Source organism: Paracoccus sulfuroxidans, from assembly GCF_007830335.1.
Lineage (GTDB): Bacteria > Pseudomonadota > Alphaproteobacteria > Rhodobacterales > Rhodobacteraceae > Paracoccus > Paracoccus sulfuroxidans.
This window is the reverse complement of record NZ_VLKU01000005.1, coordinates 22,067-39,525: the sequence shown is the minus strand read 5'-3', so window position 1 is coordinate 39,525 and position 17,459 is coordinate 22,067. Positions and strand designations below refer to the sequence as shown.

22 protein-coding genes are annotated in these 17,459 nt (G+C 60.0%); 17 read left to right on the top strand and 5 right to left on the bottom strand.

Going from position 1 to position 17,459, the window contains the following annotated elements:
• Nucleotides 1-62: 62 nt before the first annotated feature.
• From IQ24_RS09115 to IQ24_RS09065, 12 genes are all read left to right on the top strand, one after another.
• The gene (locus IQ24_RS09115; protein ID WP_145397648.1) at nt 63-413 is read left to right on the top strand and encodes a DUF2190 family protein; all 351 of its coding nucleotides are present in this window, start codon (nt 63-65) and stop codon (nt 411-413) included.
• Complete coding sequence (locus IQ24_RS09110; protein WP_145397647.1) at nt 413-751, top strand: head-tail joining protein; 339 nt, start codon at nt 413-415, stop codon at nt 749-751. Before IQ24_RS09115 ends, IQ24_RS09110 begins: the two co-directional genes overlap by 1 nt.
• Entirely contained in the window at nt 748-1,170 is a 423-nt protein-coding gene (locus IQ24_RS09105; protein WP_145397646.1) for a hypothetical protein, read from the top strand. Before IQ24_RS09110 ends, IQ24_RS09105 begins: the two co-directional genes overlap by 4 nt.
• Nucleotides 1,171-1,193: 23 nt before the next feature.
• Complete coding sequence (locus IQ24_RS09100; RefSeq protein ID WP_145397645.1) at nt 1,194-1,613, top strand: phage tail tube protein; 420 nt, start codon at nt 1,194-1,196, stop codon at nt 1,611-1,613.
• 2 nt (nt 1,614-1,615) lie between these two features.
• Nucleotides 1,616-1,972 carry a hypothetical protein gene (locus tag IQ24_RS09095; protein ID WP_145397644.1) on the top strand — a complete coding sequence of 119 codons (357 nt, stop codon included), beginning with the start codon at nt 1,616-1,618 and terminating at the stop codon, nt 1,970-1,972.
• Nucleotides 1,973-2,067: 95 nt separating this feature from the next.
• Nucleotides 2,068-2,298 carry a hypothetical protein gene (locus IQ24_RS20090; protein ID WP_158637504.1) on the top strand — a complete coding sequence of 77 codons (231 nt, stop codon included), beginning with the start codon at nt 2,068-2,070 and terminating at the stop codon, nt 2,296-2,298.
• A 15-nt stretch (nt 2,299-2,313) separates the two neighbouring features.
• Nucleotides 2,314-4,596: a hypothetical protein gene (locus tag IQ24_RS09090; RefSeq protein WP_145397643.1), complete on the top strand. Its 2,283-nt coding sequence runs from the start codon at nt 2,314-2,316 to the stop codon at nt 4,594-4,596.
• Nucleotide 4,597: 1 nt separating this feature from the next.
• A complete protein-coding gene (locus IQ24_RS09085) occupies nt 4,598-5,233 on the top strand; it encodes a hypothetical protein (protein ID WP_145397642.1) in 636 nt (211 codons plus the stop codon).
• Nucleotides 5,230-5,847, top strand: coding sequence for a hypothetical protein (locus IQ24_RS09080; protein WP_145397641.1), 618 nt, complete (start codon nt 5,230-5,232; stop codon nt 5,845-5,847). Before IQ24_RS09085 ends, IQ24_RS09080 begins: the two co-directional genes overlap by 4 nt.
• Nucleotides 5,848-5,921: 74 nt before the next feature.
• Entirely contained in the window at nt 5,922-6,356 is a 435-nt protein-coding gene (locus IQ24_RS09075) for a DUF6950 family protein (RefSeq protein WP_145397640.1), read from the top strand.
• A 3-nt stretch (nt 6,357-6,359) separates the two neighbouring features.
• Entirely contained in the window at nt 6,360-9,791 is a 3,432-nt protein-coding gene (locus tag IQ24_RS09070; RefSeq protein ID WP_145397639.1) for a phage tail protein, read from the top strand.
• On the top strand, nt 9,788-10,372 hold the full coding sequence (locus IQ24_RS09065; RefSeq protein WP_145397638.1) for a hypothetical protein: 585 nt from the start codon (nt 9,788-9,790) through the stop codon (nt 10,370-10,372). The genes IQ24_RS09070 and IQ24_RS09065 overlap by 4 nt, the downstream gene beginning before the upstream one ends.
• A gap of 556 nt (nt 10,373-10,928) precedes the next feature.
• On the opposite strand, the gene IQ24_RS20085 is transcribed toward IQ24_RS09065, so the two are convergent.
• The gene (locus IQ24_RS20085; protein ID WP_158637503.1) at nt 10,929-11,093 is read right to left on the bottom strand and encodes a hypothetical protein; all 165 of its coding nucleotides are present in this window, start codon (nt 11,091-11,093) and stop codon (nt 10,929-10,931) included.
• A gap of 170 nt (nt 11,094-11,263) precedes the next feature.
• On the opposite strand from IQ24_RS20085, the gene IQ24_RS09060 reads away from it, so the two are divergent.
• From IQ24_RS09060 to IQ24_RS09050, 3 genes are all read left to right on the top strand, one after another.
• Entirely contained in the window at nt 11,264-11,527 is a 264-nt protein-coding gene (locus tag IQ24_RS09060) for a hypothetical protein (protein WP_145397637.1), read from the top strand.
• A gap of 247 nt (nt 11,528-11,774) precedes the next feature.
• A complete protein-coding gene (locus tag IQ24_RS09055) occupies nt 11,775-12,314 on the top strand; it encodes a lysozyme (protein ID WP_145397636.1) in 540 nt (179 codons plus the stop codon).
• Between the two features lies 1 nt (nt 12,315).
• Nucleotides 12,316-12,555 (top strand): Pam3-gp28 family putative phage holin, encoded by a 240-nt coding sequence (locus IQ24_RS09050; protein ID WP_145397635.1) that lies wholly within the window; start codon nt 12,316-12,318, stop codon nt 12,553-12,555.
• 812 nt (nt 12,556-13,367) lie between these two features.
• Here the strand turns inward: IQ24_RS09050 and IQ24_RS09040 are convergent.
• On the bottom strand, nt 13,368-13,643 hold the full coding sequence (locus IQ24_RS09040) for a DUF982 domain-containing protein (protein WP_242008026.1): 276 nt from the start codon (nt 13,641-13,643) through the stop codon (nt 13,368-13,370).
• A 118-nt stretch (nt 13,644-13,761) separates the two neighbouring features.
• Nucleotides 13,762-13,968, bottom strand: a complete 207-nt coding sequence (locus IQ24_RS09035; RefSeq protein ID WP_145397634.1) for a cold-shock protein — start codon at nt 13,966-13,968, stop codon at nt 13,762-13,764.
• A gap of 1,272 nt (nt 13,969-15,240) precedes the next feature.
• Between IQ24_RS09035 and IQ24_RS20080 the strand changes: the two genes are divergently transcribed.
• On the top strand, nt 15,241-15,399 hold the full coding sequence (locus IQ24_RS20080) for a hypothetical protein (protein ID WP_158637502.1): 159 nt from the start codon (nt 15,241-15,243) through the stop codon (nt 15,397-15,399).
• A gap of 546 nt (nt 15,400-15,945) precedes the next feature.
• On the opposite strand, the gene IQ24_RS09030 is transcribed toward IQ24_RS20080, so the two are convergent.
• Nucleotides 15,946-16,131: a hypothetical protein gene (locus tag IQ24_RS09030; RefSeq protein ID WP_145397633.1), complete on the bottom strand. Its 186-nt coding sequence runs from the start codon at nt 16,129-16,131 to the stop codon at nt 15,946-15,948.
• 353 nt (nt 16,132-16,484) lie between these two features.
• Between IQ24_RS09030 and IQ24_RS09025 the strand changes: the two genes are divergently transcribed.
• The gene (locus IQ24_RS09025; RefSeq protein ID WP_145397632.1) at nt 16,485-16,709 is read left to right on the top strand and encodes a hypothetical protein; all 225 of its coding nucleotides are present in this window, start codon (nt 16,485-16,487) and stop codon (nt 16,707-16,709) included.
• Nucleotides 16,710-17,135: 426 nt separating this feature from the next.
• On the opposite strand, the gene IQ24_RS09020 is transcribed toward IQ24_RS09025, so the two are convergent.
• On the bottom strand, nt 17,136-17,450 hold the full coding sequence (locus IQ24_RS09020) for a hypothetical protein (RefSeq protein WP_145397631.1): 315 nt from the start codon (nt 17,448-17,450) through the stop codon (nt 17,136-17,138).
• Nucleotides 17,451-17,459: the final 9 nt, after the last annotated feature.

Below are 17,459 nucleotides of genomic sequence, written 5' to 3'. Positions count from 1 at the left end.
TTCTCGACAAGAGCCGCCTCCTGGGCGGCTCTTGTCGTTCATGACAGTCACGGGAGTTGACGATGAAAACTTATCTGCAAAAGGGGACCAGCGTCTCGATCCCCGCCCCGAAAGCCATTTCCTCGGGCGATCTGGTGGTTGCCGGTGTGCTTGCGGGCGTTGCCGGTCATGATGCGACCGTGGGTGCGCCGGTCGAGGTTCATCTCGAAGGTGTTTACCGGCTGGGCAAGGTCTCTGCGCAGGCGTGGACGGTCGGTCAGGCGATCTATGTGACGCCGGTCAGCGGCCTTTGCACAAATGCGCCGGCGGCAGGGGCTGTCTTTCTCGGCGCGGCGATCGAGGCAGCGGCGAATCCCTCCGGCACCGGCGTGGTGCGCCTGAATGGTGCGGCACCTGCAGCGGTCTTTGCCTGATGACCGCGCTCTTCACCGGCATGACCCGCCTTCTCGCGGGAACCTTCGGTGATTGGGTGTTCTTCCAACCGCGTTCGGGGCCTACGCGCGGGATCCGGTCAATCTTCCGCGAAAGCCCGATCGCGGTTTCTGGTGCTGACGGGCAGGATCTGATGATCGAGGCCCCGACCTGGCGGGTTGCGCGCGATCTCGCACCAGAGGTTGCGCGCGACGACGTCATCACCGTGCCGGATGGGCGCTCATTTCGTGTGATGGTGGTTCACAAGAACGGATCGCCGAGCGCGGATGCCTTCTGGATCTGCGAATTGCATGCCCTCAATCCCGCAGATGCGCCATGAGCCACTATCGCTCTGATTTCCGCGCGTTGGTTCGGGGGGCGCTTGCCGCAACGGCACGCTTTTCGGAGTTCACCGTGATGCGGGTTTGGCCCGGCTCGATCGACGCCGCAACCCTGCCGGTAATCGGCGTCTTGACGCCGCAGGAACGCAGCACGCCCGACACGCAGTACACAGCCGCTCGTGGGACGTTGCTTCAGATCGCGTGCCGCCGCCTCGGTCGTGATGAGGTCGAAGATGTTCTCGATGAAGACAGCGCTTTCATCGAGGCGGTTGTGATCACGGCCTTGCGACGACCAGATCGATCCTGCGTGCTCGAAGACACGACGATCGTGAGTAACAGCGATGCGCATGTCTTCGTCGGCACGCTGGTCATGAGCTTTCGCGTCACCACCTGGCACCCGGTGGCGGCGCATCCCTGACACTTTGCATAGGAGAATTGACCATGCCTGAAGGAATGATTGGCTACGGCTCAAGCGTACGCATCGGCCGCGGCGCGACCCCGGCCTGGACATCGGTGGCGCTGGTCGGCGATCTTGAGTTGCCCGATGAGCAAGCAGATGAAATCGACGTTACACATATGCTCTCGCCCGGGCGGCGAAAGCAGTACATCGCCGGACTGCTCGACAGCGGCGAATTGACCATCCCCACCAACTGGATCCCGGGCTCGCCCACCGATACGCTTCTTCAGGGCCTCAAGGTGAGCGGCGAGCAGGTTCTGATCGAGATCACCATAACCGCAGAGGGCACGCCGGAAACCTTCTCGGGCTTTCTCAAGAGCTATGCCCGGTCGGCGCCGATCAACGACAAGATGACGGCCAATGCTGTTTTTCGTCTGTCTGAACAAGTCGTGACGGGGGGCTGATCATGTCTGCATTGACTGGAGAGATCCCTGCTGTCCTCGGCAATACGTCCTACCGCCTGATCCTCGGCCTGCGGGGCGTCGCGGAACTGCAGCGCGACTACGGCAATAACCTCCACGGTATCATGGGTGATGCCTCGGACGCGGGGGGCGAAAAGGAGGCGACGTTGCCCGATTTCAATGCCTTCATCCATGTTGTGAAAGTGTCGCTGCAGCGCTTCCATCCGGCGGAGGCTGACAACCTTGATGTCATCGAGGGACTGTTGGCGCAGGATCTGTCTTTGCCGGGCCGACTGATTGCGGCCGCCTTCCCGGAAGCCAGGGAGGAACCTGCGGCGGGAAAGAGGAAGGCGAGGGGCTGAAGCTCGCCGACTTCCACAGAGCCTGGCTCAGCCTTGGACTGGATCCGGAAAGGTTCTGGGACATCACCCCGCGTCTCGCGCTGACCGAAATCGAGGTGGCGCTAGAATCGCAGCGCCGCCTTGATGATTTAGCCATCGTCAGCGCCTGGATCGGTGCGGGTCTTCAGCGCGCCAAGCGGCTGCCGAAACTCGACAGCCTGATCAGACGACCGGGCCGCAGGGCGAAGACCACAGCGCAAGACCTGCAGATGTACCTTGGACAGATGCGCGCGGCATTGCCGTCCATCTCGATGGAAGAATGGCGGGCGCGACATGCTCGTCGCTGAGAAAAAGGGATAGAGATGGCCACCGCCGCACAGCTTGGAAAACTGAAGGTCGATCTGGTTCTCGATCGCGCTGCGTTTCAGCGTGGCATCGATCAAGCGCGATCCGGCATTCAGAAATTTACCGATACAGTCAACAAACGCCTGTCCTCGATCGGCAATGTTCCGGGTCTGCATGGTCTTCAGGAGGTTCTGTCATCCGTAGGAAAGGGCGTTGGGGCAGCTGTCGCGACCGGCGCGGCTGTGGCCGGTGCCGGACTTGCGGGCCTGTCTGTTTCGGCCATCAATACGGCAGCCGAGATCAAGAACCTGTCCATCCTCGCCAATGCGACCCCTGCTGAGTTCCAGGCATGGGCGTCGGGTGCAAAGACTGTCGGGATCGAGCAGGAGAAACTTGCCGACATTCTGAAGGATATGAATGACCGGGTGGGCGATTTCATCGCAACCGGTGGCGGGCCCATGGCTGACTTTTTCGAGCGGATTGCGCCTAAGGTTGGAGTGACAGCAGAGCAATTCCGGAAGCTCTCCGGGCCGCAGTCGCTTCAGCTGTATGTCGATAGCCTCGAGCGCGCTAACGTCAACCAGCAGGACTTCACCTTCTTCATGGAGGCGATCGCAGGCGACAGCACGGCGCTCCTTCCGCTTCTGAAGAACGGCGGCAAAGCCATGCAGGAATATGCGGCACGCACCGCAGCGCTTGGCGGCATCATGAGCAATGAGAGCGTGAAGGCTCTCGCAGGAATGAAGACCAGCCTGACCGAGGTGGGGATCGTCATGCGCGGCCTGCGCAACGAAATGGGAGCCGCTTTCGCGCCTGTTATCCAGTCGGTGGCCCAGACCTTCGTTTCTCTCATGACCAAGGGCAGTGCTCTGCGGGTCGTGATCGATGCTCTTGGTGCCGTCGTGCGGATTGTTGCACAGGTGTTTGCCGATGTGGTCACGATCGTATCGGGTGTCGCCTCGGCGCTTTGGGAGTTGACCCGGTCCGCTGCTACCGCGATCGACAAGGCGACCGGGCTCTCCGATGCGTTCCGATGGATCATTGAGAATTCGCCGATTGGCTGGATCTACAGCCTGATCACGGGCTTTGCCAAATTGATCAAAGCCCAAGGTGGGCTTGGTGGTGCAATCAAGGCGCTCGGGCAATTGGCCACGGCGGTCTGGTCTGCGATGGGTGAGAGCGCGCGGGCCATACCCCCGGCTTTGGCCTCGGCATGGCATACCATCCGCGCAGATTTCTATCAGCTCGTGGCCGACCTGAAACTCAAGTGGTTTGAGTTCCTGGTCGCTATCGGAAACTCGTTAAAGGACGCTGGATTTGACGACGCGGCAATGACGTTCGGCAATATGGCCGAGGCAGCTGGGTCTTCTTTTGACAGATCAATGGCCGATGTGGCTGATGCCCAAGGCCAAGCGGCTGCGGCAGCCGGTCGAGCGGCGGGAATTGTGGCCGATGCATGGGCACCTGTGGCAGCAATGTGGTCCGATTTGACCACGGTTACGGAAGATGCGACCGCCGCTCTCAGTGGCGACGGTGGGACCTCGGGTGGCGGCCTCGCAGGCGCGGCCGATCAGGCAGGTAAAAGTGCCGGTGGCGCCAAGGAAAAGATGTCGGAGCTGCAAAAGGTTCTGAAATCTTTGCGCGATGAGGCCGCTGAGTTGAAGGAGACATTCAATATGTCCGCCCTTCAAGCCAAGATCTGGAAAGACCTCAGGGCGGCAGGCGTGGCCGGGTCGTCCCAGTCTGGCAAAGAGATCTCTGCGCTCAATACGCAGATCGACGCCATGAAGCGGATGAGGGACGCCACCGAACGTGGCCGCGATGCATTGGGCAGTTTCTTCGGCAGTATTCTGGAAGGAGCCGATGCCGCGCGCAAAGCCTTTGCCAATCTGCTGCTGCAAATTGCGCAGGTGCAGTTCATGAAGGGTGCGCTTGGCCTTCTCGGTCAGTCTTCATGGGGCTCAGCGTTGTTCCGGGGCGTGGGAAGTCTGTTGGGCGAGAATGCCAATGGCACCCCAAACTGGCAGGGCGGCATGACGCGGATCAATGAGCGGGGCGGTGAGATCCTCAATCTGCCGCGAGGAACGCAAATCATCCCGCACGATATCAGCAAGCGGATGGCGGACAAGGCCGCGTCAGACGGAAAGAGCAGTGTTCGGATCTCCGTCGATCCCAGCCCGTTGTTCGAGGTGAAGGTGCAGGAGGTGGCAGACAATTCCGCGAACAAAATGGGTGAATCGCTCATGCAGGGCTTTCCTGGCATGATCCAGCAATTCAACCACAATCCGCGGCGGCGCTGACATGGCCTTGATCGAGCCTTATCCGCTGGCGTTCCTGTCCGACATCCTGACCCCCGTCGGGTCGATCACCTTCGATCTGGTGAGGTTTGAAGAGAACTCGGGAACCGGCTCGGGGCAGCATTGGGCTGCACAGCTGGCCAGCCCGCTTTGGAAGCTCTCCTTGCCGCTGCAGCCGCGGGATTGGCGGCAGGCGCGTGAGATCAACGCCAGGATCTTTGCGCTTGGGTCGAACCGATCGTTCCTGTTTTGCGACAATTCCTATCGTCCGGCGAACGGGCAGGCGGCGGGTGGCGTGGTCAAGGTTGGCGTGATCGGTGCGGATCGCAGAACATTGTCCCTGACCGGATTGCCTCCGAACTTCCGTGTGATCTCGGGAGATCGCCTCAGCATTGGCCATAGCGGCGGGCGTCAGTACTTCGGGCAGTTCGTCGAAACCATGACGGCTTCGGGTGCCGGGGCGCTTGGGCAGGTCTCGATCGAGCCACCTTTGCCGATGCCCGTGACAGCATCGATGGCCGTGGTTCTGGACAGACCCGTTATCCGTCTTCGTGTCCCCCAGGGCAGCTTCACACCCTTTACTGATACGCCCGGATATCTGTCGTCCGGTGCGTCGCTCACTCCGGTTCAAAAGCTATGAGACATTTCGATAGCGGCTTCACCGCCGCCCTGCAGGCGACGCGCGAAAGCGGGATCGCCCCGGTCCATTTTGTCTGGGTGGTGGCCCGGGACCGGGAGACCGGCGCGGCGACGCCGATGGGGCTCTGGTCCGGGGACTACGACCTGGAGGTAAGCGTACCTCTGGCGGACGGGACCGGGGTCGTATCACGCTCCTATATCGGCGGATGCGGGCTGAGAGTCTCAGGTCTTAAATATGTGGGCGACCTGACGGACAGCCCGGTCACGGTATCGCTGAGCCAGATCGCTGACGCCGCGCAGTATCTGGTGCGCGGCCTCGATGTGCGACTGGCCTATTGCGAGATCCACGCGACAAGCATGACAGGCGGGAGCTTTGTCAGCGCGCCTCAGCTTCAGTGGGTGGGCATCGTCGATGACGGGCCGATCAGCACCCCGGCCGCCGGTGGCGAAGGCGGTGTCGCGCTGTCGATCCGATCTGAGCTGATGGCGATGCTGACGGCGACCAATCCGGCGAAGTCGTCGGACGCCCACCAGAAGCGCCGTCGCGCGGGTGATCGGTTCTCGGAATACGCCAGTACGATCAATTCGAGGAAAATGGATTGGTACAAGGAGTGATAGCGCCATGAACCGAGGCTCTATGCTGCTGGGCCTTCCCCCCTTTGCAAACTGCACGCGATACGGATCCAATCATGGCAAAGCCTGCTCTTAAACGCCTCCCGGACTGGGGCGCCCGTTTTGCTGCCGAGATGGACCGGCAGCGCCGGGAACCCTTCTCCTGGGGGAAAAACGATTGTGCGCTTGGACTGGCGGCGGGCGCTGTCCTGGCCATCACCGGGGTCGATCTGGGGTCAGAGTGGCGGGGACGCTATGTCTCGACTGCTGGCGCGCGCAGGGCGCTGCACAAGGCGGGCTTCTCGTCGCTGTCGGGGCTATTGGGCTCGTTGCTGCCCGCGCATGAGCACCCGGACCGTGCCGATGTCGGCGATATCGGCGTGATCGCCGCCGATGGTCCATTGAAAGAGGCGCTCTGTGTCGTCGACGTGAGCAGCCTGATCGTCATCACTGAACTCGGCCATGGACGTCGCCCCCGCGAAGACATGCTTCGGGCATTCAAGGTCGGATAGGGCATGCTGAAAATCCTTCTTCTTGCGGTGGCCGCGCTCGCGGTCGCCGGGCCTGCGCATGCCGCGCCGGTCACCGCCGCTTTGGCCTGGGTGGGTGCTGCCCTGAAGGCCGCGACTGTTGGCGCCGCGCTTTTGCGCATGGGCATTGGGATCGGCCTGAATCTGCTCGCGTCCGTGCTGTTGAAGCCGGAAAAGCCCAAGGTGAACGTTCAGTTCGAAGTGGACATGGGTGATGACACGCCTCTGTCGTTCATCGTGGGCGAGTACCCAACCGCAGGCAAGCGCAAGTACATCGGCAGCTGGGGCAAGAACACCCGCTATATCACCGAGGTCATCGAGATCTCATGCCTGCCTGTCACTGGCCTCAAGGCTGTCTGGTTCAACGACGAGCTGGGCGACATCCGCTATGGCCAACCTGCGATGCAGAGCGGCCATCTGATGGGCTACCCGGTCAAGAACTTCTCCGAAGGTGTCGGCTCCGGTGATGAGCGTGACCGGTGCTGGATCAAGCTGATCGACGGCACGCAATCGACTGCGGATGCTTTCCTGATCAGCATCTTCGGCACAGACCCGGACTATCCCTGGACCAGCGCCATGATTGGCACGGGCAAGGCCTATGCCGTGCTGAGCTATTACTATGACCCCGAGGTGATGACCCAGATCCCGCAGGTGCTGCTGCAGCCGCAGCCCCTGCCGCTCTATGACCCAAGGAAGGACAGCTCGACGGGCGGCCTTGGGGCACATCGCTGGGGGGATCGATCGACGTATGAACCCAGCACCAATCCTGCGGTGATCGCGTACAATATCTCACGCGGCATCTATTTCGCATCGGAATGGGTCTTTGGCGGGCGCAATCTTCCCGCGTGGCGTTTGCCACGCGCCGAATGGGTTGCGGCGATGAATGCCTGTGACCGGCCGGTCAATCTCGCGGGCGGCGGGACCGAACCGGCCTTTCGCTGCGGCCTGCAGATCACCGTCGACATGACGCCCGCCGATGCGTTGGAGGAAATCGGGCGGGCGGCCAACATGCGGTTTGCCGAGGTTGGCGGGATGCTCAAGCCGGTTGTCGGCCTGCCAGGGGCGGCGGTGCTGGGCATCACCGATGGCGATATCCTCATCACCGAGGGGCAGAGCTTCAAGCCGTTCAACAGCCTCGGAGAGACCTTCAACGCCTTGTCGGCGACCTATCCCGAGCCGCGTGAGAAGTGGTCGACCAAGGACGCGCCGGAATACATCGACGCGGATTCGACGGCAGAGGACGGCGGGCGCTATCTTCCGACCTCGGTGGCCTATCCCGCAGCACCATTCGCGCGGCAGGTGCAGCGCCTGATGCGCGCGCAGATGCGGGACTATCGCCGTGCCCGTGTCCATCAGGTCTCCCTGCCGCCCGACGCCTATGCGCTGGAGCCTCTGGTCGACATGATCAGCTGGTCAAGCCAGCGCAACGGCTACATCAACAAGCAGTTCGTGGTCGAGGAAGTCGCCAAGACCCCCGGCCTGAATGTGCTGGTGACACTGCGCGAGGTCGATCCGAGCGACTACGACTGGGACAGTGACTTCGAGCTGCCCGTCTCCATTGTGACCCCGGTGCCGGTCAGGCCCTTCACGCAGGTGATTTCCGGGTTCTCGGCCAGCGCGGTCATGCTGACCGACAATGCGACCAAGGCCCGCCAGTCCGCAATCCGTGTGGCTTGTTCTGGCGATGAGGTCGGGGTCACGCATATCCAGATCCGGGTCTGGCGCAATGGCGCGGCCGACCATTTCGTCGATGTGCTGCGCCCCTTCAGTGAGCCGTTCGTCTGGTTTGTGCAGACCGTCCAGCAGCGGACGACCTATCAGGTTGCGGCGAGGTTGATCTCGGATCTGACGCCCAAATCCACCTGGACGGCAAAGCATACCGTCACGACCGGCGCGGTCTATATTGACGGCGGCGATTTCGTGGATGGCGTCACAGGCCTGTTCTCCAGCGCCGGTCTGAAGGCAACCCGGATCATTGCGAACCGCTCGACGCCAGGAAACTCGATGAACGAGCTGGCATGGAGCGTCGCGGATTCACGCCTCTATCGCTGGAATGGCACGGAATGGATTCACTTCATCGAGGAAAGCGTGAAAGGCATCCTCGACGAGACCGCATTCGCCACCTCGATCCGCATTCCCAAACTGGTCACAGCATTGCCGACCAGCGGCCAGCGCGTCGGGGATATGGTCATCCTCCAAAGTGATCCAACCAAGATCTACACGTGGGCAGGAGGCCAGTGGAAAGCCGAGATCGCGGCAGACCAGATCGTGGGCAAGCTGACGGCGGTGCAGATCGGTGCCGGGGCCATCGGTACGGAGCAGCTCGCAGCAGGCGCAGCCGTGATTTCCAAGCTGGCGATCACCGATTGGGCAAACCTTGTCGGGGACGACCAGATACAGGATATCGCCGCCTGGACGGGGAATGTCAGCGACACGTGGGTCGCGCTGCTGCCAAACTTCGGCGTGGGCGCACCCATTGCCCAGAGCAAGGGGGCGTTTCAGGTCACCCCGCGACCCGGCGGCGGGCAGACGGATATGGTCAGCCTCCCGTCACCGGCCAAACCCGGCGAGGAGTTCTTTGCATCCTGCCGGGTCGGAGCCACACATCAGCCGATCTCGGCGCAGCTGTTCGTTCAGTATCTGGATGCCAGCGGCAATGGGGTCGGGAATACGCCGGGTCCTGTCAAAACCACGCTTGCGTGGGAGACGATAGAAATGTCCAGCGTCGCTCCCGCGAACACGGCTTTCGTGCGCAATATCATGCGCGTGAACACCGGCGGCTATGCCAGCGGTAATATCTCATTCTCTGCGCCGGTTCTGCGGCGCAAAGGGACGGGCAAGCTGGTTGTCGACGGCACCATTCAGGGGCGACATATCGAGTTCGAGACGCTGACAGGCGGTCTGATGGCGGCTGCGGGGATCATCACCAAGGCCGCCCAGATCGACAATGCAGTGATTGGTCGGGCGCATATCGGCCTGCTGGCTGTGGACACCGCGAGGATTGCCAACCTCACGGTGTCCACGCTCAAAGTCGCGGACGGCGCGATCACGGCGCAATATGCGGCTGAGGTCGCCAACTTCACCGTGACGATGCCGGACACCAGCGGGCTGCAGGATGTCCTATCCTTGACCTTCACGCTCACCCAGTCCTGCATCATCCTGCTGGGCTGGTCCTATGAGGCCGTGAACAGCGCCGCCTCGGGCACCGTCAACGGGCGGGTTTTCCTGAATGCGACCGAGATGGAGTTCTCACGCGCGCAGGGAAGCGCAGGTAATCCCGGCAACTCGGCCCGCGTCCTTGCGAAATCCCTGGGCGCGGGCACGCACACCCTCAAGCTCAGGGCTAACTATTCCGGTAGCGACCAGAACAAGGCGATCCGGAACGCGTCCATCTTCCTTTGGAGGGCTTACAAGTGAGCGACAAGGTGACGGTCTATGAGGCCGCAACCGGGAAAATCCGTCGGGTGCTGCTGTTGCCTCTGGTCGGGATGCTGGATGAAGACGGGGAGATCGTCGGGCATATCATCAATCCCGTCGATCTGGCCAACAATGTGGCCGGTGACGAGCGCTATGTCCTCGGCGAGTTCGGCTCGGACCGTTTCTATTGGGATGGCAGTGCCATGGCCGCCTTCCCCGATCCGCCCTCGGAATGGGCGGAGTTCGATTTTGCGGCCAGGCAATGGGTGGATCACTATGACCCGGCGCTGGCCCTCGCGGCGGCGCGGGCCAGCGCGAACATGACGCGCTCGGACTTCCTGCTGGCGGCGATCTCGGCCGGGATCATCCTGCCCAGCGATGCCGGTCCCGCCGCGCGCGGGGAGATCCCGCCCTCGCTGGTGCCGGTCTTCGACGGCCTGCCGCTCGAGGTTCGCATCGAGGCCGTTGTCCGCTGGGGCGCGGCCACGGTCATCGAGCGCACCAACCCGGTGCTGGCTGCCCTGGCTGAGGCCATGGCGATCACCGACGCGGATCTCGACGCGCTCTTCGGTATCTCCTGACGGGGAAAGACCGCAGGATCAGAGCGGGGCTGCCATTGCTCCGATCCTGCGAGTTGAGACCTCGTCCATGGGGGAGGCGAGGTCGACGCCCCAGAGATAAAGGCGACGCCGCGACATTATCGTCCTGATCTATAATGACAAATGCCACTTTACGCTGATGCGCAGGAGACGCGATGACGGAACAGCAAATTGGCGTGGACCTGGTCCGCGTCGTTCAATCCGGCTGACCGCAGATTATCGGCATCTTTGCAATCATTTGGTGCTCGCGTAAGATCGACCTGCGAGCAAGGATTACGGCGACGGTATTGAGCGCCAAGAGGTGCGCCTGACGGCTTTTGAGACTGCTCAGCAGTAGGCTGTGCGGCTTGCGCGGATCGAGGAGGGTGTCTCGGGAATTAAGCAGAGGCTGGACCGGACTCACGCACAGGTTTCTGAGGAAAGTCGTATCCCTCACCACGCTGACCGGACGCTAGATGCCATGGTGATCAATTCTAAAAGGGCGGGGTTTCCCCAGCCCTTTCATCAATCAAACCGTCATCCGTTGCGACGAATTGTGTTAACCTGGCAGTCGGCTTTTCTTCTCGGACCCACCACCTTCATTGGCCATCTCCTTGCTGCCAGATTTGTCTTGATCTGACTGCGGGCGCTGACTCTTGCCCTGCGCATCGTCTTTTTTGGGTGTCGGTTCGGTTTCGTTATTTTTGTTCTGTTCGGTGCCCATGTGAAGGCCCTCCATAAATCCGGTGAGGGAATGCCGACCGGATGGACTAAAGATGGCTATGCCTGGGCGCGATTACATCGGCTGGCCTCCGACTATCTTGCAAGGTCCCGTTAAGGCACGAAACAAACTCAGCCCGCCTCGCGCGGGATTTTTTATGCCCAGGAGGCGCAATGACCGAGATCCGCGAATTTTGGGCCATGGTCGCAGCAGCCATCGGCTTTGGTGTCTGGCTGGTCCGACTGGAAGCCCGCGTGAACGCAAACGCCAAGGAGATCGCCCGTCTGGAAGCTCAGATGGAAGAAGATCGCCGAGACGCAAAGGACAGTCGTCGGGAAACGCACGAACTGCTTCGGGAGGTTCAGCGCGACATCAAGCTGTTGCTCGGGCGCGGCGCCGTCCAGCATTGGTCCGAAAAGACGCATCCGCCGCGCTGATTGGGGCCGGTGGGTTCTCTGCAACCGAGGTTATCAGACACCGGCCCCGCTGCGCGAAACAGCAAGCGGACAATATCTGCCAACCACGATCCGTCAATGGCAAGTCCGGGAAAGGCCGTGCTAACCGGTCTCCCGAGCGCGGACCGCCGAGAGACCGGGGATAGCTCGGGCGGGGCCGCCGAAACCAATCCGACGCAATCATACCACACCGCCCGGCCTTTGTGCCGGGCTTTTTCATGGAGAAACCATGTCTGCATTCTTTGCCGCGCTTGGAGCGTGGCTCAATTCCCTGTTCTCGACGCCAAAGAAGGCAGCGGGAACGGCTGGCGCGGCGGCGATCCTCGCGGCCACGGCGGCATTCGTCGGGCCTTGGGAGGGCGAGCGCACCGAGGCTTACCTCGACCGCATCGCCAAACCGCCGGTCTGGACGGTTTGCTATGGCGAGACGCGCGGCGTGAAGCCCGGCGATCGCTACACCAGCGCCCAATGCAATGAGATGCTGATGGATGCCCTGGCCGATTACCGGGCGCCCCTCATCGCCTGTATCCCCGCCTTGCCCTCTCAGCCCGAGGGTGTGCAGGTGGCGCTCATCAGCTGGGCCTACAACGTCGGCACCGGCGCGGCCTGCGGCTCGACCTTGGCCAAGCGCGCGAACGCGGGTGACTGGCCAGGAGCCTGCAACCAGCTGCCACGCTGGAACAAGGCTGGGGGCAAGGCCATCCAAGGCCTGACCAACCGCCGCGCCGCCGAGCAGAAACTTTGTCTCAACGCCCTGAAAGGAGCCTGACATGCTCAAGGGAGCAATCGCACTCGTCATCCGCTATATCCTGCTGATCGGAGGTGGCGCACTGGCTGGCGCTGGCATCATCACGTCCACGGCCGATCTGGGCTATTACTGCTTCGACAGCAAACACGTCGCTGACGCGCTGGCGACGGCTGTGGCGCTTATGCTGGGCGGCGGCGCATCGGCGGTGGCAAGCATCGGCTGGCGCTTCTGGGTGAAGAAGCAAGGTGGCGGCGTCACGTGATCTGGATAGCCGCCATCTTCGGCGTCAGCGCCATCGTTTTCGCCGTTTTCTTGTGCTGCTTCAAAGCTGGCGCTGACAAATGACATTCCGCCCTCGGTTCGCGCCGGGGGCGGTTTTTTTTCATTTCGGCCGGCCGTTGCCAGGCCCGCCCGCGCGACATAGTCCAATTCGCTCTTGGCGTCTCTCAACTCGCTATCTGGGCGCCAGATACGGTATTTCACGGCAAGCTCCTCGGGCTTACGCCTTAGAGCGCGAAGCAAAGGGAATGTGGCCCCTTTCGGCGATGACTACAGAGAGCCAGGCGAGCGGAGATCCAGCAGGTCTGGCTATCGCTGAAAGCAGACGTGCGATGTTCCATTGCTCAATGGCTGCGCCGACGCCGCCTTGCAAATCAACTCCGGTTTTTCTCAGCGCCAATTGGTTTTCCGTTTCGCCTAAGACGGTGTAACAGAACCCCTTCCTCCGCGTTCTCTTTCGAGACGCGCCGCTCTCAACCGGCGGGTCTTTTCCTCACGCTCAGCGATCTCCACATCCCGTTCCTGCATCGCGCGCGTGCGGTCCGGAACTCGCGATTGGGTCTTGTCGAAAGCGATTTCTGCCATTTGCCGTGCTCTACTCATTGATCCAGACATAATGATCCTCCGATTTCCAGAATATTCCAGCGCGATCCGAACGCGAGATATCTCAGCCCACGACACGCAACCCTCCTCTCGGAGGGGTTTGACAGGTTTTTGAGGTTTAGGAATCCCCTCTTGCAATCAATTTGCAGTATCGGCGCTAAGTCTAAGGCGGTTCATAATTATCCCTGCTCGTCAGGCCGCTTGTCGAGCGGTGTAGTTAACAGGTTTCTCAGGAATGAAACCTGCCGATCTAGCCGCGGAAACAAAGGCGTGCCGCGCCACATCAACTGGAACTACGCAATCCATGGCAGCTTCGACTTGTAGCAGAGCCGTCGAACGCGCCTCGTCTGCAATCGGCCATCTCTTCATTAACCAGTATTTTACTTGTTCGATCGTGCTAAATTTTTGCACGTCCCCAGCAGGAGACATAACAAGGGAAAGGGGTTGCCCCCAGTTAATTTCAATCAATCAGATATCTTTCGTGACAGTCGGAAGGGAAATGCGAAACGCATCTCTACCATTCCAAGGAATGCGGGTCCGGCGTCAAGCCGATCCCGTCATCTCTATTTGGGCTTAAGCCGGAAAATCAGGCAAGAGCGAGATTCGTGGCCGACTCACGACCGTTACGGTCGCGTTCCAGATCGAACGAGATCGCTTGGCCATCATCAAGGCCGTGGATTCCGGCGCGCTCCAAGGCACTTGCGTGGACGAACACATCCTTCGAGCCACCCTCGGGCGCGATAAAACCAAAGCCTTTGGTGGAGTTAAACCATTTCACGGTGCCATTGGCCATCGTGATGTTCCTTTCTTAAGTGCCGCCCGCAAAATGCGGCGGCCCGGCAAAGCTGAAGATCTAAAGCTGAGCCGAAAGGGACAGGTCCGAAAAACAGATGGTGCTCACAGAATATATCTTAGTAAAAGCAAGAATGCTAGAAAATAATCGGGAGGGTGCCCATTGTCAGCGTTAGCCCTTGTTATCGTTGCAAACAATTCATCAAAATTTTTCTGGAAAAAGTGTGCGCCATGGGCTTTAGGCGCGCATTCGGAATGGTCAGCATCAACATTCTGGTTAAAAAAATTCTTTCATTATAAATCAACGCTCTGCGCGAATTGCTTCCGACTGCCGTTGGGTTGGCCGCTATTGAGGCTATATCGGTGCTATCCTCTGCGTATTCCGCAGTGGACCAATGGAGGGTCCCACGTGAGCCCGAATGACACCGCTCTAGACGTCAATAGTCCTAAATCACCGAAACCTAGTGAAGTAGGCCCGCTTGGAGGTGTACCAGCAGACTTAGAGCAACAACGGTCCGGATGGCGTGATCAGGAACAGGATACGGCCTATCGTGACACTGACCCGCGAGGATAGAGAATAGATTTTCTGGTGAAGTTGTGCGGACAAGGTCTTGCCCCTCGGGGGAGGCTGGCACCGCCATTTAATAGTAGCCGGAAGGCGAAGCGGCAGGGAGTGACCTCTGCCGCTTTGTCGTTTTACCCACCAGGTGAACGATGATCGTGGTCAGCTCGTCTGCTGCGTGAGTCGATCAGGGCTCACGAGGGGGAAAAGGGGACTGCTCAGTTCAGACCCATCCAGCAGCCTGAGGCTGGGCAGATCCGCTGGAAGAGCGGCTGGAGATGATCAGGAAGCTGGCGACAGATGTGTTTCTCACCGAGCGACAGAGGCGCTAAGATGACTGGACGCACACAGAAACGAAACTGACCGGATGGAGTTGTACCGTTCCACCATCCGGTCGGTCGTCTTGTAACCGTAAACCGCTTTACTTCACGCTTAAGGTGTATCAGCGGACTAAGATTCAATCCATTTGCCGTTTTGGATAGTATCGAAATGGATAGGTCTTAGTCCACGGTGATCCAGTGCGGCACTATGGTCAGCGATGAGATTGCCCGTGCGCTTGCAAATAGGTCGACAGGCAGCTGGTCACATTCTTTCGTGCGGCAACAACGCGCTGCACGAATGTGTCTCGTAGAGCCTAGGTAAACGGGGATTCACAACCCATATACGCATTATCCAAGGCGTAGCCCGCCAGGGAGATATGGAGGGTCCCACGTGAACCCCACCGACAAAAATACCCACATCGATGATCCCAAAGTCCCGAAATTAGGCGAGGAGGCTTCGAAGGAGGCCGTCCCGTCTGACAAGGAGCAGCAGCCTGAAAAGCGCGACAAGGCAGCGGAGCAGCGCATCAAAGATTTGCGGCGCTGGTAGCGATAGAATTCGGTGAAGTTGCGCGGACAAGGTCTTTCCCCGCCGGTCGAGACTGGCACCGCCATTTATTAGTAGCCGGAAGGCGAAGCGGCAGGATTCATTCCCTGTCGTTTTGTCGTTTTGTCCGCCGGGCCAGCGTTGATGATCTGATCAAGTGCAAACTTCAGACCATCTAAGAGCTGTGAATTGAGCTTGCACAACCGGAATTCGCCGCCATGCTCGGGGTTCGATCCCGTTGCTTTTATTTGCAGAGATTGCCTCTTCATGAGTTAAGAGCCTAGTTCCGTGATAGCAGCCGCCTTAACGGATGTGCTGACTGGTAAGACTTTCATCTTTCATCACCCACCTTGGACCTTAGAGAAATTGAAATGCGGGCTGGGTGGCTGCCGAGATACACTTGTGAAATCCGACGGCGATAGGCGTGAAATCGTTGTTAACGCCCCAGAAAGTACGGTTCGAGCACGTTTCAGTCGCTGGTCAAAACAGGGGAACGGCAAAGGCCCGAGTGCACAGCCGGGCGAGCGGTGATCCCTCCCGGCGCGTGGGTCAGCGCGATGTGCAGGACAGATATCCGCCCAGGCTGCCGACGCATGGGCTCGTCTTTTCGGGCATCAGCCACACCGCCAGGCCGTATGCCACGACTATCGCTGCCAGGATCATCAGAATTAGATGCAAAAGCTTCATCTTGGCCCCCGCCGTCGCCGAAAGTCGGATCGTGTTCATCGACGTCATGGTGCGTTTCGGTCCAGCCCTCGCCGCGACATTCTTCGCAATCCTCATCGCCCCAACCGCAGATGCAGTCTCCCGGCCAGCATTCGCAGTGGTTGTATCCCTTGCCGTTGCAGTCGATGCAATGCATCAGTTTGCTGGGCTCGCTCGTTCCCGCTCTCCCACCAGTGTTCGCCCTTCTTCGGTCAGCGTCCAAATCGAGTTCCGTCGATGGCCCTCGAATGAGATCGGGCCCTTCTTGCGGAATTGCTGGATCATGGCGTCAGCAATGGGCCAGCGGTCAGCCCCCCGATCAGGTTGCCCTGCGCCTCCGTTGAGCCTAACGTGACATTTCCGCAAATCCGGGAGACGGTACCGTGGCTTTCCTCATTCTTCACTTGAACGAACCCGGACGACAGGCCAGCAAGGTCGCCCTTGCTATCGAACACATCGTGTCCGTGCGTGAGATCGCCGACGATGCTGGTACAGAGATCAAGATGTCTGACGGCACTATCATCAATGTGACCGAGCCTTACTCGGTTATCATCAATGATCTCACCCAGTTCGGGGTCAAAGTCGCTACCGCCAATTCCACCCGATAAGGATGATGCATGTTCATCATGCTGATCTGACCTTACGTTCCATCGGCCAAGACGTATAGATGTTGCTGCTTTCAGGCGTGTACTGTCCTCCTTCCGAAGGCATCGAGTACAGAGGGCGGGAATGTATTATGATCTTTGCAGGAATCCGACATTTGCGAATTGAATGAATACCAGCCCGAACCAACGACACGGATAGGTGCACTGACCTTATGCAAGCGGTCGCGCACTAGCAGGATGTCAGGGCACGCGCTACGCGGCTGCGATGCCACGGTGGGCTTCCCGCCTTGCTCATAGCTGTAGGGGCGATGGCAAAGCTTAGCCTGTTGTCATGCAAGCGCCGAAACATCATGAAGAGCGCCCATGCTTCAAACTGGTCAATCAGATTGTCCTGCATCCAGCCTTTGCATTCAAGGCGGAGGTGAGCCATCACGGCTCGGCTTTGGGCTGGTCGAGGCAGGCGACAGCCAGCAGCTTGCAAAGATCGATACGGGTAGTGCTGACTTCTAGCCGCGTGAGAGACAGAGCCTTCGCTACGGATGCCTGACGCTTGAGGAATGCCTGCGCGTCCTCGACGCTATCAAATGATGCCCTCCCCTTCATCGGTTCAGGGTGTGCCAGGGGACGCGCCCCGGCCAGCCATACAAGCTGATAACGCACCTCAGCCAACTGCGTGGATTGCACGGCGCGGCCATCCTCTTCGCCAGCCTCATATCCAGCAAAGAACGCTGCAAATTCGGCCATGTCGACAGC